Source organism: Vibrio sp. Vb1574, assembly GCF_033338675.1.
This window is the reverse complement of the sequence record NZ_JAWOTC010000015.1, coordinates 47,603-61,158: the sequence shown is the minus strand read 5'-3', so window position 1 is coordinate 61,158 and position 13,556 is coordinate 47,603. Positions and strand designations below refer to the sequence as shown.

Here is a 13,556-nt window from a genome sequence, read left to right as displayed (position 1 = left end):
AAGCAACATAAGTAAAACTTACTCGTAGTCACAGAAATGTGACACATGTGCTGACGCGTAGATATCGAATAATTATATGAAATTGATACCTTATTCTGATTAAGTGTAGTTGTTTTAAGAAAAGAAGAGAGATGAAATCATTCAGCTAAACGCCAGACTGCCGGTTGCGATCAATAATGGAAGAAAAGCAATGAGAATGTTGTATACACCGGAGCGTGATGACATCTTAATCAATATCGGTGACGAAAAAAACGTAACGATTAAATATTGAACAACATAAATTGCAGGACAAAATGCAACGATAAAAAAGTGGCTTACGATATGAATCCCCGCACACCACGAGTTCGGTTTTGTTCTGATATACAGCAAAAAAAACACGAGCAAGCTAATAATAAAATACATAAACACAGCACTTGAAAATAATTATCATTTTCAATCATATGTAAATATTCCCTTACTTTCAATGGTGTTTGAGCTATTAATGTCATCGTTATTATCAATCAACACAATAAGTAAAATTATCAGTAATTCCAGTCCTAAACGTTTGCGTAATCGCTAACCTTCTCTTAACCTTGATTTGAGGCTTTTATCACGGTTTTTCCATTGATATAGTGCGTCCATACAACAAAAAAAGACCATTCGAGGCATGGAGCTTCCTCATTAATCTCAAGATGAGAAGAATTGGTACCGACAAAATTCGGCAGATTTTAAGAGGGTCAAAAAATGGACATGAATATGGTTGAGATTTTAGGTTATGCAGCTTCAATCATGGTCGCTATTTCGCTAACTATGAAAGATATTGTTAAGCTTCGTATCCTTAACTTTATTGGTTGTGCGCTATTTACTGCTTACGGACTAATGATTGATTCTTGGCCTGTAGTACTAACTAACGGTTTTATTGCTTGCGTTAACATCTACTTCCTAGCAAAAATGCAGCAGGAAAAAAAAAGCCTAGAGCCTGAGAAAGCGCAATAGCATTCAAACAATAAAAGCCCGCAAATCATAAGATTGCGGGCTTTTGCTTTTAACATTCCCTTTCTATCACAGCATCCTTAAACGAGCGCTAACGAACCCAGCTAAGTGCTAGTGTTTCTCGACGAGAAAACATGTCCACATGCGATGAAATGATCGCCTTCACCGTATTCAGTTTCTCTTCTGAATCCGCCTCACAGGTTATAGTTAAGCTAGATGCACAAAGGTTAAACTCAGCTTTTCCCGTCGGAAATGTCACCAAACCGCTATTTTCATTCCAAGTAGCAGGAACTTTTCGTCCAAAATGCCGACAAAGCGTCACTAAGTATTTGTCAGCGTGTTCGCTATCTATTCGGGTGCTTTCTTTAATCATGAACTTACTCGTTACTTTGAAACGTCCTATGAAGAACCTTGTTAGAATTGATAAGCTGCAGAGAGCTTGAAGTTGCGACCCGGCTCGTAGTCATCAAGCGTGAAGCCACGTGCAGTCCCCGAACGAGACGCATGAGAGCTGTACAACTCGTCAAATACATTATCAATACCAAAGGTCACCGACAGCCCATCAATATCAGACGGCACCCATTGAGCGTATAGATTATGCACATCATAACTTGCTTTCTTTGGCTGACCATCAAAGACGTTGTCTTCCTCTAGAACAAACATTGAGTTCCACCCGAAGATCGTTTCTAAAACGTCTGACTGGTAATCCAAAGTTAGAGCAATGCTATCACCCATATCAATGCTACGCCCATTGCCCCCAGCAACAGGACCACCAGTATTCTTGTTTTTGGTGTCCGACTTAGAGTAAGAAAGTTTGCTGTTAAACTTGTCGTAACCATAAGAAACACTTGCTTCAAAGCCTTTAATCTCAACATCACCTAAGTTGTAAATCAGGTAAGTTTGAGTCGCGTTTTGGTACTGATCTGCAATGTAATCATCAATTTCCGTTTGGAATACCGTAATATTCGCCCCAAAGAAATGCTTATCAAAGGTTTTATCAAAACGAACACCACCCTGCGTGTTCAATCCCGTTTCTGGCTTTAACCCATCCTCTAAAAATGCAACGTCTTGGTAAGCAATAAAGGTTTCCATTAGCTCTGGACCTTTAAATAGAGAGCGTGCACTCGCAAACAACGTCCAATCTTGCGTCACCGCCCATTCTGCTGCTAGAGCCCAAGTCACATCATCATAATTACTGTTTCCTGTCTCAGCTTTGCGTTTGTAATCATCAAAGCGCATACCTGCAGTAATAAAGAAGGCATCAGAGAAGAAGAACTGATCTTCTACAAACAGTGCGGTTGAAATCGCCGATTCGTCCATAAACTTACGACTACCGTAGTAACTCGAAGACGTTTTATCCATGTAGTCGAAGCCATAAGTGACTCGATTATCAAACTCACCTAACATAACATCTGACTGGAATTTGCCATTCAAACCAAAGTTTTGGTTTTTGGCGGTGTTCTTTGATAAACGGTTCGAGGGCCAACGAGGGGCCATCACCGTTTCGTCACGTTTAATTTCTGTCTCGGTATTATAAAGAGTGACGTTTCCTTGGTGTTGTTCGCCTCGCAACTCGTAACTCAAGGTAACGGTATCGCGGTCATAATCCGTAGGGATAAGTAACTTGCTCGACAGGCTATTATTTGCACTACCCGACATATCAGGACGCGGACTGTAATCTCCACTGTCTCGGTACATGTCATAAGAGAGCTCAAAACGATGGATGTCATTTAGTTCATACCCCAGCTTAGCCAGAATGTTGTAAACATCACCTGCAGCACCGTAGGTTTTATTGCCATCACCATCTTCAAAATCATCACGCGTAACGTAATGGCCATAGACCATCGCATCAATGTTTTCGGACAAAAGTCCGTACAGTGTCAACGAACCTTGTTGGTTGTCGTTGGATGCATAGCCGCCATAAACACGCGCACCAAACTTTTCATCGTAACGAAGTAAGTCACGAGCGTCTTTCGTTTCAAAGTAGACCGAACCGCCTAACCCGTTTTGAGTCACAGAGTTATTACCTACCTGAATGTCCGCAGATTTGAGAATGTCAGGGTTCAACGTCAAGTTACCAATATGATGGAACATACTCGCATGCTGAGAAGCTCCGTCAAGACGAATGTCCAAATCGGTTTCGCTCAAACCACGAATCGTAATACGTTGATTCACAGAGTGTGTTCCACCAACATCTACACCAGGAATATCGCGCAGTAAATCAGACATGTGATCCGCTTGCTTCAGTGACATGTCGTCCGCAAACATCGACTCAGTGTTGCTGGAAACTTTCGTTCCCCATACAACGACCTCTTCAAAATGTGACTCAGTATCTTGAGCTAAAACAGGGGTTGATAGCGCCATTCCCACTGCAAGGCAAAGGCTTGAAAGCTTGATAGGTGAACAAGCAGGGCTTTCCATAACTTAATTCCTAAATATTAATGATAATAATTCTCAGGTATAATAAGCATGAGTTTTATAAATACAAAGGCGATTTGGTTATGCGAAATCGCACAAGTGTTATGAGGAAGTGTCAAATGCAGGAAGTCACAACAAAACGAACAAAAATTGCCAAGATAGCTTTAACCCAAAGACTAGAGGCGACAGAGAAACAATGGATTGTCACGCAAGGCCAACCTTGTCAAACTCAACTGGCCGAAGGTAAGTTCCTATCATATCAGTACAATGATCAAATTTTTGTTCATGGCGGGCGTTGTCTAGAACTTATTGATTCGAATATTGTTTCTACTGCACACGCCTCACTGCTGGTCACTATTCTTTTAGAAGGTAGACTCTCGTTTGGCTACGACGATTTGCAATTTGATTTAGACGCGAGCGACGGCCCTAAGGGTGTAGTGGTGAACTTACTCAAACCTGCAAATTTTCGTCGTTCACTGCTCAAAGATAACCTCATTAATAAGATCAACATATTGGTTAAGCCCCAATGGCTAGAGGCCCGCCTTGAGCAAAATTGTAGCCATCGAGCCTTTTTTAACTCTCATCAGGCGTTTCAACAGTTGGAGCTTAACCAGACGCTATGCGAACTGGCTGAAACGTTAACAAATAGAGAAACACCGCAAGAGTTCCAAGAGAAGCTAGAAGTCGAAAGCTTGATCTATCAAATATTACATCAAGCCACCAAGCAAATTCCTAAGAATTTCAGTGCTAAAAACAGCAGTATTGAACGACACATTGATGGTCGGATTGAGGATATTGTCAGCTATATTGAAACTCACCTTGATCAAGAACTACGCTTGGAAAAGTTGGCGAGCCAATTCTCAATGAGTGTTTCAAACCTGCAGCGCCGATTTAAACAATCACTTAATATGACCATAAACGGCTACATTCGTTTTCGACGTCTTGAGATTGCTAGGCAACATTTGGAACGTGGCCTAGTGACGATAACAGAAGCCGCCTATGAAGCCGGATACCACCACCCTTCTAACTTCACTTATGCCTTCAAAAAGGCATTTGGTGTGCCACCACATGAAGTGATTAAAGAGTAAGGGGACTCTAGGTAACTGACTGTTATTTAGGAGTGTCTTATCCACAACATCGGTATATACTCGCCTTAAACGTTATGGAGGTTAAACATGAATATTGGTGCTGTCGCGAAGCTCACAGGGCTTTCATCTAAGTCGATTCGATTATATGAAGACAAAGGGATCATATCTCCACCAGCGCGTAGCGACTCTGGCTATCGCGAATATTCAGATAATCATATTCAAGAGCTTAACTTGGTATCACGCGCAAAAAGCGCAGGCTTTTCGTTGCAAGAATGCAAAGAGTTCGTACAACTTGCTCATAACCCCAACCGCAAAAGTAGCGAAGTAAAAGCAAGAACCATGGACAAACTGAGAGAGGTTGAAGAAAAAATTGCACACCTCATGGAGATCAAAACGCAACTTGAAGGTTGGGTTTCTTCTTGTCCTGGAGATGCAGAGAGCCGATGCCCAATCATAGACGAGCTCACCAAGTAAGCCCGCCTATCTATTGATCTCGTTAAAAACGAACTAGCTCGCTTAATGATAAGTACACATGCGCTTACCGTTTAACTCTATGATGTTAAATGGCGTTTCGTAGATGTCCTCTAGCGTAGACGCTTGAATAACCTCTTCAACCGCACCACTCGCCACAACCTTGCCTTTCTTAAGCGCCAATATGACATCTGAGTAACACGCCGCGAAATTAATATCATGAATCACGACCACCATGGCTTTATTCATGTCATGGGCTAACTGCTGCACAACTTTCATGATCTGAAGAGAGTGTTTGATATCTAAGTTATTAAGAGGCTCATCAAGAAAGACATAATCTGTATCTTGTGCAATCACCATAGCAATAAATGCAAGCTGTCGCTGACCACCACTTAATTCATCCAAGTATTTGTCTTGAATATCTTGCAAATCTAAGTAGTCGATCGCTTGTTCTATGACCTCATGATCTTCTTTAGTCAGATTTCCTTTAGAGTATGGGAAACGACCAAAAGAGACTAACTCTTTTACGGTAAACCGCATTGTAATCGAGTTAGCTTGGCGAAGTACTGCCAGTTTTTTCGCTAGCTCTTTTGTGTCCCATTCCGCGATTTCCTTGCAATCAATGATAACACTACCGCCATCTCGCTCCGTTAAGCGCGAGGCCATAGATAACAGCGTGCTCTTTCCCGCGCCATTTGGACCGATAATCGATGTTACCTTGCCCTTTTCAAACTGAGTATTGGCCTCGTCTACGACTTTGTTTGAACCGAAAGCCTTCGTTAATTTGTCTATTACTATCATATTTATACAACTTTGTTTTTCAGCAGCAGGTATAAGAAATACGCACCGCCGATAAAGTTAATTACGACACTCAACGTCGTCTCAAAACTGAACACGTTTTCGATTATCCATTGCCCAGCAAGTAATGAACTGATGGATAGAAACGAACATCCGACCAATAGCGTTTTATGTTGGTAACTTCGGAACATTTCTCGGCTTAAGTTGGTCACTAGTAAACCAAAGAACATGATTGGCCCTACCAAAGCCGTAGAAATAGCAATCAAAACCGCCGAGATAATAAACACATTTCTCGTCACTTTAGGTACATCAACACCCAAGCTTTTCGCATTGTCTTGGTCGAGCCAAAACACATCTAAAGTGCGATGCATCCTAAACAACAACCAACATGCAAACATCAAAGCCGGAGCACTAAAGTAAACCAAGTTCACTTTGACATTATTGAAACTGGCGTACAGTTTCGACTGAACAATTGCATATGTGTTTGGGTCCATCAGCAAAGAAAAGAATGACGCCGCATTGGAAAATAGCTGACCAAAGATCAAGCCGACCAATAGCAACGTAATCAAGTTCTTGCTTCCTTTTGAAAAGTAAAACCCAAACAGCAGTAGCGAAAACGACACCATTACAATTACTGCAATCGCGAAATTGACGTACAAGTTAAGAACTAAGGTACTCAACCCACCAAAAATCAACACGATCAAAATTTGGGTTAACACATACAGCGCATCAAAACCCATGATACTTGGCGTTAAAATTCGGTTGTGCGTAATGGTTTGAAATACAAGTGAAGACTGAGCAATGGCCACACCCGCTAGCACTATCGCCAATACTTTAGGAACTCTACGAGACAAAAAATATTGGTAGTTGTCAGCCGTTAGCCCAATACCAATAAACAGACACGCGAAAAGAATCGCAATGCCACCTAGCAGCAGGATTTTCGTTGAATCACGCATGTTGCTTACCTCGCAACAACATAGCGATGAATACCACGCCACCCAATATGCTAATCACGATAGAGATTGGCATTTCATGAGGGAAAATAATTAAACGACTCACCAAATCGCAACACAACACTAAAATGGCCCCATACATGGCCGTAAGCGGAATGTTCTTTTTGAGGTTATCGCCATAAAAGTGACTCACGAGATTCGGTACAATCAGCCCTAAGAATGGCAACTGGCCAACAATCATCACGACACTTGCTGACATGATGGACACCAATAGCACGCCAATCGTCACAACCTGCTGATAATTCAAACCCAAGTTAATCGCGAAATCTTTTCCGATACCTACGGCAGAGATCCTTGCGGCAAAAAGATAGCTGAGGATAACCATTGGTACCGCGATGTACAGCAGTTCAAAATCACCACGCAAGATGTTGGCGAAGTTTGCGACTGTCCAAGCATTCAGACTTTGAAGTGCATCATATTTGTAAGCGATAAACGTAGTCATGGATTGGATGACATTGCCGAAAATAATCCCGACAAGTGGCACAAAAACCACGCTCTTAAATTGAATGCGCTGAATAAAGAAAACAAACGCCAGCGTCCCAAATACCGAGATGCCGAACACGAGCCAAAGGTGATTATCATTACCAAAGAAAACCACGCTCAGTACATAGCCCAGCATGGCACATTCGATCGTACCAGTTGTAGAAGGTGCCGCAAATCGGTTCTGGCTGATTTGCTGCATGACAAGACCCGCAATACTCAAGCCAGCACCAGCAAGCAATATGGCAAATAAACGTGGTATACGGCTGGTAAAGAAAAGTTCTAATGCTTTCTCATCACCTGAAAAGAGTTGTTGGGGCGTCATGTTTGCCACCCCAACAAATAACGAAACCGTGCTTAAAACCACAAGGGTTAGCAATAACTTCTTCAAAGTTAACCTCTGCTATCTTGGATTACAGTTCAACGGTTTGCTTTATCTCACTGACCATTTTTTCTGTTGCTGTCACACCAGACATCGACAAGTACCACGCGTCCACATCTAAATAAGTGATTTTATGATTTTTATATGCCGCAGTCGCTTTGACTAAGTCGTTATCCATGGATTTACGAATATCGTTATCCGGCGTACCTGTCAGAGAATTTCGGTCAACCACGAGAATATTTTTCGGGTTAGCTTCACGAATAAACTCATAAGAAATGACATCTCCGTGAGTGCCCGTTTTCACGTGCTCAACCGTTTCCAAGAAGCCAAAGTCGTTATAAATGACGCCAAATCGCGACTGGGCACCAAACGCGCTGATGTTGTCACCCATGCTCAAAATCGTTAATGCATCATTTTTGTTCGATTGGTTGTAGTCACGGATTGCTTTAAATTGAGCATCTAGCGCTTCAATTTTCTGCTCTACTTTTTCTTCGATATTGAAGATCTTACCAATATTGCGCCATTGCGCTTGCGTGCCTTCCCAATAGCCTTGGTTCTCTTTCGCAGCAAAAACAACTGTAGGGGCAATTTCACTCAGCTCTTCATATTTCGCAGACGCTCGCGGACCAACCAAAATCAAATCCGGTTTTTGCATGTAGATGGTTTCAAAATCAGGTTCAAACAAACTACCCGCAGAGGTGTAGTTATCTTTGCTGTATTTTGAAAGGTAACTAGGAAGATTAGAAGAGTTAGATACTGCAACAGGATCGATACCAAAGTTGTCCAACGCATCTAGCGGGCCAAAGCCAATCACAACCACACGCTCTGGGGATTGTTCTAGCTCTGTTTGACCCATGTAGTGGTCAATCACAACTTTAGCAGCGAAAGAAGGAGAAACAGTAAATAACGACAGCATAGCCGCACCAACGAATTTTTTCATTTTGTTAAGCCTTAATGAGATCTATTATCATACGCGTTCGCAATATAACGCTACTCTTTAATGCATTCAACAAAATTTAAGGTACTTTACATTAGTTACGTTTACTCAAGACTTAGATATATCAAAGACTTATAAAACCCATCAGTTCCAATACCTGGGCGTATCATTCATGCGCTTCAATAAACGCTTTGAGTGCCAGCTCATCAATAATCTCCAAACCGTTGTCCGTTTTTGTAATCAATCCCTTTTCAATCAAGTCCTTAACTGCACGTCGATAGACTCGGCCTGAGGTACCAAACCGCTCAGCCTCTTGGTTCACTTTATCAAAACCACCAAGCAACTTATCCGTCTGATTACGGACGAGAAGATCATAGGCAATGTTGTAAGTAATGGGATGCAACAAACGGTTAGTGTAGATATCCATGGAGTCTTGATAATCCTCAGCCAATGCTGAAGCGAAGAACACCATCATTTGGGGATGATTTTGCAGTGCTTCGGTTAGTTTTTGGATACAGATAACATCAACCTGCATATGTTCATCTGCTATCACATTCCATTGACAAGGAGTCTGAGTGAAGAACTCCATTTCACCATAAATATGATAGTCGCAGTTAGCTTCCCCTAATTGAAAACGTCGTCCATTTGCGGCCAATATGTTCATCGAGACTCGACCTACTGGCACAACATACAAGTACTGAAGTTGCTCACCTTGGCGGAGAATTGCTTCCCCAGCATCAAAGTAACGCGAATTTATTTGGCATTGATAAATCAAATCGCGAAAGGTGGCACTCTTTTCTTCAAGGTATGTTTTGAAGCGACCAGTCGGATAAGGGCTGATTTTCATTTTCTGCTCTCTCAGAAAAAGTTACGGACAACTATTTAAGGTGGATTGTACCCCGTAACTCCAAATAAAAAAGCGACAGTGACCTGTCGCTTTACATCTATTCTGTTTATGTGACTTACTGAGATAGAGACTGGCTAACGCTGAGCAACCAAGGCTTCTAATGCCGTAATCGCGGCACTCTTCTCACCTTGCATCATTACTTTGGCCTCATCAACGTACTGACCAACACCTTCTTTCACATCTTGTTGATACAGCACCACGTTGTTTAATATCGAAGCCACATGAAGGCCTCGTAGTCGACCGACCGTAAACAGCGCAGAGGTTTCCATATCGGCACCTAAGATGCCTTTCTTGTTCCAATGTTGGCATATTGCATCCTCGTCATCGGTATAGAAACTGTCGTGAGAACGCACCACACCAAAATGATAATGCACTTTTTGCATCGACAAGTAACGCTCAACTTCCTTTAACAGTGAAAAGCTTGCGTAGGCTGGATAAGACGAATCGACATACGCTTTAGAGCCGCCCTCATCTCTTACCGCGCCTTCGGCAATGATCAACTCGCCAAGATGAATGCCTGATTGCATTGCCCCCGCCGATCCAACGCGTACCACATGAGTCACACCGCACTGTTTTAGCTCTTCCACTGCGATGATCATCGATGGCGCACCTATACCTGTACTACATACTGAAACAGGCTTGCCTTTGTAGTTGCCGGTAAACACACGGTACTCGCGGTTTTCCGACACCATTTCTGCATCATCAAATAATACCGCGATACGATTCGCTCGATCTGGCTCGCCGCATACAATAACGAGGGGAGCGATTTGTGTTTCATCCACTCCGATATGAGGTTGTTTGGCCATTTTTCGTTCCTTACGCAGCAGCGTGCGCTAAGGTTTTATCGCCATTGCGCTTAGCGCTACGAGCCCACTCACGCGTGCCATTGGCAGCGATGAACATAAGAATCGCGTACTGAACAGACATTGCGTAAACACCTTGCGTCGCGTAGATACCCACACTGATAATATTAATCACAACCCATAGAATCCAGTTTTCGACGTATTTACGTGTCATCAGAATTTGTGCAACAACAGAAAGTACTGTCATGGTTGCATCCCAGAACGGGAACGCGTCAGGTTCAAGCACCGGTTCAGCCAAGCCAGCACCAAAGAGATTCAAGCTATCAACAGCAATGTTTGCTAGCGCAAAGAAAAATGGGTCGATATAGATCGTTAATAATGCGATACATGCAACGCTAATAGAGGCAGTAGTAATAAGTTTCTGTTTATTTAACCAGCGAACCTCCAGCGTTTCACCTTGTGCGTTTGGACGAGTCCACGCATACCAGCCGTAAATGTTCGCACAGAAGAAAAACAATTGAAGAAGCAATAATCCGTATAACTGAATTTGAAAAAAGATAACGGCAAAAAGCGTGACATTCAGCAAACCGAATAAGTAGTTGATGGTTTTTTCTTGGCTGGCAAACCAAATGCAAAGCAGTCCAAAAACGGTACCGAAAGCTTCGATCCAGCTCATTGCGTAGCCGTCGCCAATCGGAATGTTAACGAGAGTATTATTAATATCGAGTAAGGCAAAGAGGTCCATAACATGTCCTTTATTATTTTGTTTGGAATACGCTTATATTAGAGCGTGATCCCCAACAAAAAGGAGGACATTTGTCCTCCTCTTGATGCACTCGATCATAATTCAGTTCAATGTTTACTTGAAAGCAATAAATGATGCTATTGAACGATGTTGGAAATAGACGTGCCTATGAATCCAAGCCTAGATAGCGTTTTTTGAATGCAGAAGCTGATGCAAATAAAGCTGACGCCAAAAGTGTAATAATAAAGCCAATTGCGTACTCAAATGCTTCATTAACCAGTAGCTGATAGCAGCTCACAAAAAAAATCAATACAACTGTAATAACATTAACTCGGTGAAACCAAGGGTGTTTTACAGATAACTTAGCGTAACCTTTTGATAACATTTGACTAATCCGCCAGACAACAATTAATAGTTTTATTTATAATCAACGACGATAGTAAGGCTTTATCGTATAAAGAGAAACGACTTTTTTAATTTTTTAGCTCAACATCACACGTCATTCAGTGAGGTTTGACTTTAACCTCTTGACGCTTTTTCGTTCCACTAGAGTCGGCTCTAATTGTACGACCTGTGCCTCTGTTGATTTTTCATCCAACTTTCGGACAAGAGTCTCAACGGCAGCCTGCCCCAAACGGTACTTAGGCTGATGAATGGTAGTTAGCGATGGCGACATAAATTTCGCGATATGGATGTCATCGTAACCAATAATGGATAGGTCGTCCGGCACTTTAATACCGAGCTCATTTGCGGCGTTAATCACACCCATCGCCATCATATCGTTAGAGACGAAAATCGAGCTGGGTAATGCGCCACGTTGAGCCATTTTTTTGAACGCTTGATACCCACCCTCACATTCGAAGTCCGATTCAATGATCCAATTGGCATTAAATTCCAAGCCCGCTTCGTTCATTGCTCGCTTATAACCTTCGTATCGCATTTGCGCTTGGTGTTTAATCAAAGGGCCAGTGATGCACCCAATTTCGGTATGGCCGCAATCAATTAAGTATTTCGCCGCTAAGTAACCGCCACGAAGTGAGTTGTCTTGGATTTTATCGCTTGTAAATAGCATCGGCCCCCAGTCCATTACCACAACTGGGATATCTGGGTAACGCTCAAATACATCGATACGCTCTCCTTCTAGCGACGAGCACATCAAGATCAAACCATCGACACGCTTTTGCAATAGCGTATTAATGGATTGACGCATACGTTCGTTATCACCCTCGGTGTTACATAAAATGAGGCTGTAGCCTTTTTGGTAGCAGCTGCGTTCGACGCCTTTTACGACTTCGCCAAAGAATGGGTTGGTTGAGGTTGTCACGAGCATACCAATGGTTTTGGTACGATTAACTTTGAGGCTACGCGCCAACGCAGAGGGCGCGTAGTAGTTAAGCTCTTTTGCGGCATTGTTAACGCGTTCAGAGATCTCTTCGCTCACAAAACGCGTCTTGTTAATAACATGGCTCACTGTTGAAGTGGAAACCCCTGCCAGTTTTGCGATGTCTTTCATCGTCGCCATGTTACTACTCCTATTTTAATGAGGCGTTGTGCGCCTTATTGTTCAGCGAGAAACGCGTCCACCTCTTCGCGGGTTGGAATCGACGTTTGCGCGCCAAAGCGGGTCACAGAAATTGCAGCCGCCGCATGTGCAAACTTAATCGCTGATTCTAAAGGTAAACCTTCTAGGAGACCAGTGACGAATGCCCCATTAAATGTATCGCCCGCTGCGGTAGTATCCGTCGCTTCAACGCGGAAACCCGAGATGATTTCGCCTCGACCGTTTTGGCTTAGCCAAACGCCTTTTGCACCGAGTGTGATCATGACAATTTCTATACCTTTACCATGTAGCACATTCGCCGCTTCTTGCGCGCTTTCGTTGTCTGTTACAGTAATACCTGTCAGAACTTCAGCTTCCGTTTCATTTGGCGTAATCACGTCAATGTAAGACAGTAATTCATCTGACAATTCACGAGCTGGCGCAGGATTCAAAATTACGTTGGTTTTGGCATCTTTCGCTACACGCGCAGCTTTCTCAATGCCGCACATCGGCGTTTCCAATTGCATTAGCAAGTAATCTGCTTGGCGAATACGCTCTAAATCTGGCTCAATCGCTTCTGCTGTCAGTTTGGCGTTCGCTTCAGCTGAAATGCAAATGCTGTTCTCCCCACTGTCCGACACTTGAATCATCGCGATACCTGTCGGGCAATTTGGCTGCATCTTCACACCAGTGATATCGATGCCGTCCATTTTGAAGTTTTCGCGAATGTTAATGCCGAATGAGTCGTCGCCCACACAAGCGATAAAACCTATGTCTGCATTTAATCGCGCCGCCGCGACGGCTTGGTTGGCACCTTTGCCACCTGGGATAACTTGATAGTTGCGACCATGCAGCGTCTCGCCTGGGCGAGGGAAAGAAGGCACTTGAAGAACATGGTCAGCGTTTACACTACCTAACACCACTAACTTATTCATACGGTTATCCTCGGTTCTGAATGAACCCTTTTTAAAAACTGTTTAGGAAAATACATTAGATGACTTT

Annotated in this window: 14 protein-coding genes; 3 read left to right on the top strand and 11 right to left on the bottom strand. The window is 42.9% G+C overall.

Annotation, left to right across the window (positions count from 1 at the left end):
• The first annotated feature begins 723 nt into the window (after nucleotides 1–723).
• Nucleotides 724–975, top strand: coding sequence for a YgjV family protein (locus R7O12_RS12340; RefSeq protein ID WP_005376619.1), 252 nt, complete (start codon nucleotides 724–726; stop codon nucleotides 973–975).
• A gap of 88 nt (nucleotides 976–1,063) precedes the next feature.
• Here the strand turns inward: R7O12_RS12340 and R7O12_RS12335 are convergent, their stop codons facing one another.
• Nucleotides 1,064–1,345 (bottom strand): DUF2218 domain-containing protein, encoded by a 282-nt coding sequence (locus R7O12_RS12335; protein ID WP_005376622.1) that lies wholly within the window; start codon nucleotides 1,343–1,345, stop codon nucleotides 1,064–1,066.
• A 41-nt stretch (nucleotides 1,346–1,386) separates the two neighbouring features.
• Nucleotides 1,387–3,393, bottom strand: coding sequence for a TonB-dependent siderophore receptor (locus R7O12_RS12330; protein WP_318125881.1), 2,007 nt, complete (start codon nucleotides 3,391–3,393; stop codon nucleotides 1,387–1,389).
• A gap of 116 nt (nucleotides 3,394–3,509) precedes the next feature.
• On the opposite strand from R7O12_RS12330, the gene R7O12_RS12325 reads away from it, so the two are divergent.
• Nucleotides 3,510–4,478 carry a helix-turn-helix domain-containing protein gene (locus R7O12_RS12325; protein WP_053307613.1) on the top strand — a complete coding sequence of 323 codons (969 nt, stop codon included), beginning with the start codon at nucleotides 3,510–3,512 and terminating at the stop codon, nucleotides 4,476–4,478.
• Nucleotides 4,479–4,565: 87 nt separating this feature from the next.
• Nucleotides 4,566–4,952 carry a Cu(I)-responsive transcriptional regulator gene (cueR, locus tag R7O12_RS12320; protein ID WP_005376627.1) on the top strand — a complete coding sequence of 129 codons (387 nt, stop codon included), beginning with the start codon at nucleotides 4,566–4,568 and terminating at the stop codon, nucleotides 4,950–4,952.
• Between the two features lie 42 nt (nucleotides 4,953–4,994).
• Here cueR and vctC read toward each other — a convergent pair whose 3' ends face one another.
• From vctC to rbsK, 9 genes are all read right to left on the bottom strand, one after another.
• Nucleotides 4,995–5,750 (bottom strand): iron chelate ABC transporter ATP-binding protein VctC, encoded by a 756-nt coding sequence (gene vctC, locus R7O12_RS12315; protein WP_017635379.1) that lies wholly within the window; start codon nucleotides 5,748–5,750, stop codon nucleotides 4,995–4,997.
• A gap of 2 nt (nucleotides 5,751–5,752) precedes the next feature.
• Nucleotides 5,753–6,703, bottom strand: coding sequence for an iron chelate uptake ABC transporter permease subunit VctG (gene vctG / locus R7O12_RS12310; RefSeq protein WP_005376631.1), 951 nt, complete (start codon nucleotides 6,701–6,703; stop codon nucleotides 5,753–5,755).
• Nucleotides 6,696–7,631 carry an iron chelate uptake ABC transporter permease subunit VctD gene (gene vctD / locus R7O12_RS12305; RefSeq protein ID WP_017820306.1) on the bottom strand — a complete coding sequence of 312 codons (936 nt, stop codon included), beginning with the start codon at nucleotides 7,629–7,631 and terminating at the stop codon, nucleotides 6,696–6,698. Before vctD ends, vctG begins: the two co-directional genes overlap by 8 nt.
• A gap of 22 nt (nucleotides 7,632–7,653) precedes the next feature.
• Nucleotides 7,654–8,562 carry a siderophore ABC transporter substrate-binding protein gene (locus R7O12_RS12300; RefSeq protein ID WP_005376635.1) on the bottom strand — a complete coding sequence of 303 codons (909 nt, stop codon included), beginning with the start codon at nucleotides 8,560–8,562 and terminating at the stop codon, nucleotides 7,654–7,656.
• Between the two features lie 163 nt (nucleotides 8,563–8,725).
• On the bottom strand, nucleotides 8,726–9,406 hold the full coding sequence (locus R7O12_RS12295) for a Crp/Fnr family transcriptional regulator (protein WP_005382613.1): 681 nt from the start codon (nucleotides 9,404–9,406) through the stop codon (nucleotides 8,726–8,728).
• Between the two features lie 134 nt (nucleotides 9,407–9,540).
• The gene (locus R7O12_RS12290; protein ID WP_005373131.1) at nucleotides 9,541–10,272 is read right to left on the bottom strand and encodes a nucleoside phosphorylase; all 732 of its coding nucleotides are present in this window, start codon (nucleotides 10,270–10,272) and stop codon (nucleotides 9,541–9,543) included.
• Between the two features lie 10 nt (nucleotides 10,273–10,282).
• Nucleotides 10,283–11,014 (bottom strand): nicotinamide riboside transporter PnuC, encoded by a 732-nt coding sequence (gene pnuC / locus R7O12_RS12285; protein WP_025767870.1) that lies wholly within the window; start codon nucleotides 11,012–11,014, stop codon nucleotides 10,283–10,285.
• A gap of 499 nt (nucleotides 11,015–11,513) precedes the next feature.
• On the bottom strand, nucleotides 11,514–12,536 hold the full coding sequence (locus tag R7O12_RS12280) for a substrate-binding domain-containing protein (protein ID WP_005373138.1): 1,023 nt from the start codon (nucleotides 12,534–12,536) through the stop codon (nucleotides 11,514–11,516).
• A 35-nt stretch (nucleotides 12,537–12,571) separates the two neighbouring features.
• Nucleotides 12,572–13,489, bottom strand: coding sequence for a ribokinase (gene rbsK / locus R7O12_RS12275; RefSeq protein WP_017820311.1), 918 nt, complete (start codon nucleotides 13,487–13,489; stop codon nucleotides 12,572–12,574).
• Between the last annotated feature and the right edge of the window lie 67 nt (nucleotides 13,490–13,556).

What these genes read in the sequence shown, in the direction of transcription:
- vctC (WP_017635379.1), bottom strand. Translation starts at nt 5,750, where the DNA reads ATGATAGTAATAGACAAATTAACGAAGGCTTTCGGTTCAAACAAAGTC.
- R7O12_RS12340 (WP_005376619.1), top strand. Translation starts at nt 724, where the DNA reads ATGGACATGAATATGGTTGAGATTTTAGGTTATGCAGCTTCAATCATG.
- pnuC (WP_025767870.1), bottom strand. Translation starts at nt 11,014, where the DNA reads ATGGACCTCTTTGCCTTACTCGATATTAATAATACTCTCGTTAACATT.
- R7O12_RS12335 (WP_005376622.1), bottom strand. Translation starts at nt 1,345, where the DNA reads ATGATTAAAGAAAGCACCCGAATAGATAGCGAACACGCTGACAAATAC.
- R7O12_RS12290 (WP_005373131.1), bottom strand. Translation starts at nt 10,272, where the DNA reads ATGGCCAAACAACCTCATATCGGAGTGGATGAAACACAAATCGCTCCC.
- R7O12_RS12300 (WP_005376635.1), bottom strand. Translation starts at nt 8,562, where the DNA reads ATGAAAAAATTCGTTGGTGCGGCTATGCTGTCGTTATTTACTGTTTCT.
- R7O12_RS12325 (WP_053307613.1), top strand. Translation starts at nt 3,510, where the DNA reads ATGCAGGAAGTCACAACAAAACGAACAAAAATTGCCAAGATAGCTTTA.
- vctG (WP_005376631.1), bottom strand. Translation starts at nt 6,703, where the DNA reads ATGCGTGATTCAACGAAAATCCTGCTGCTAGGTGGCATTGCGATTCTT.
- R7O12_RS12330 (WP_318125881.1), bottom strand. Translation starts at nt 3,393, where the DNA reads ATGGAAAGCCCTGCTTGTTCACCTATCAAGCTTTCAAGCCTTTGCCTT.
- R7O12_RS12280 (WP_005373138.1), bottom strand. Translation starts at nt 12,536, where the DNA reads ATGGCGACGATGAAAGACATCGCAAAACTGGCAGGGGTTTCCACTTCA.
- rbsK (WP_017820311.1), bottom strand. Translation starts at nt 13,489, where the DNA reads ATGAATAAGTTAGTGGTGTTAGGTAGTGTAAACGCTGACCATGTTCTT.
- cueR (WP_005376627.1), top strand. Translation starts at nt 4,566, where the DNA reads ATGAATATTGGTGCTGTCGCGAAGCTCACAGGGCTTTCATCTAAGTCG.
- R7O12_RS12295 (WP_005382613.1), bottom strand. Translation starts at nt 9,406, where the DNA reads ATGAAAATCAGCCCTTATCCGACTGGTCGCTTCAAAACATACCTTGAA.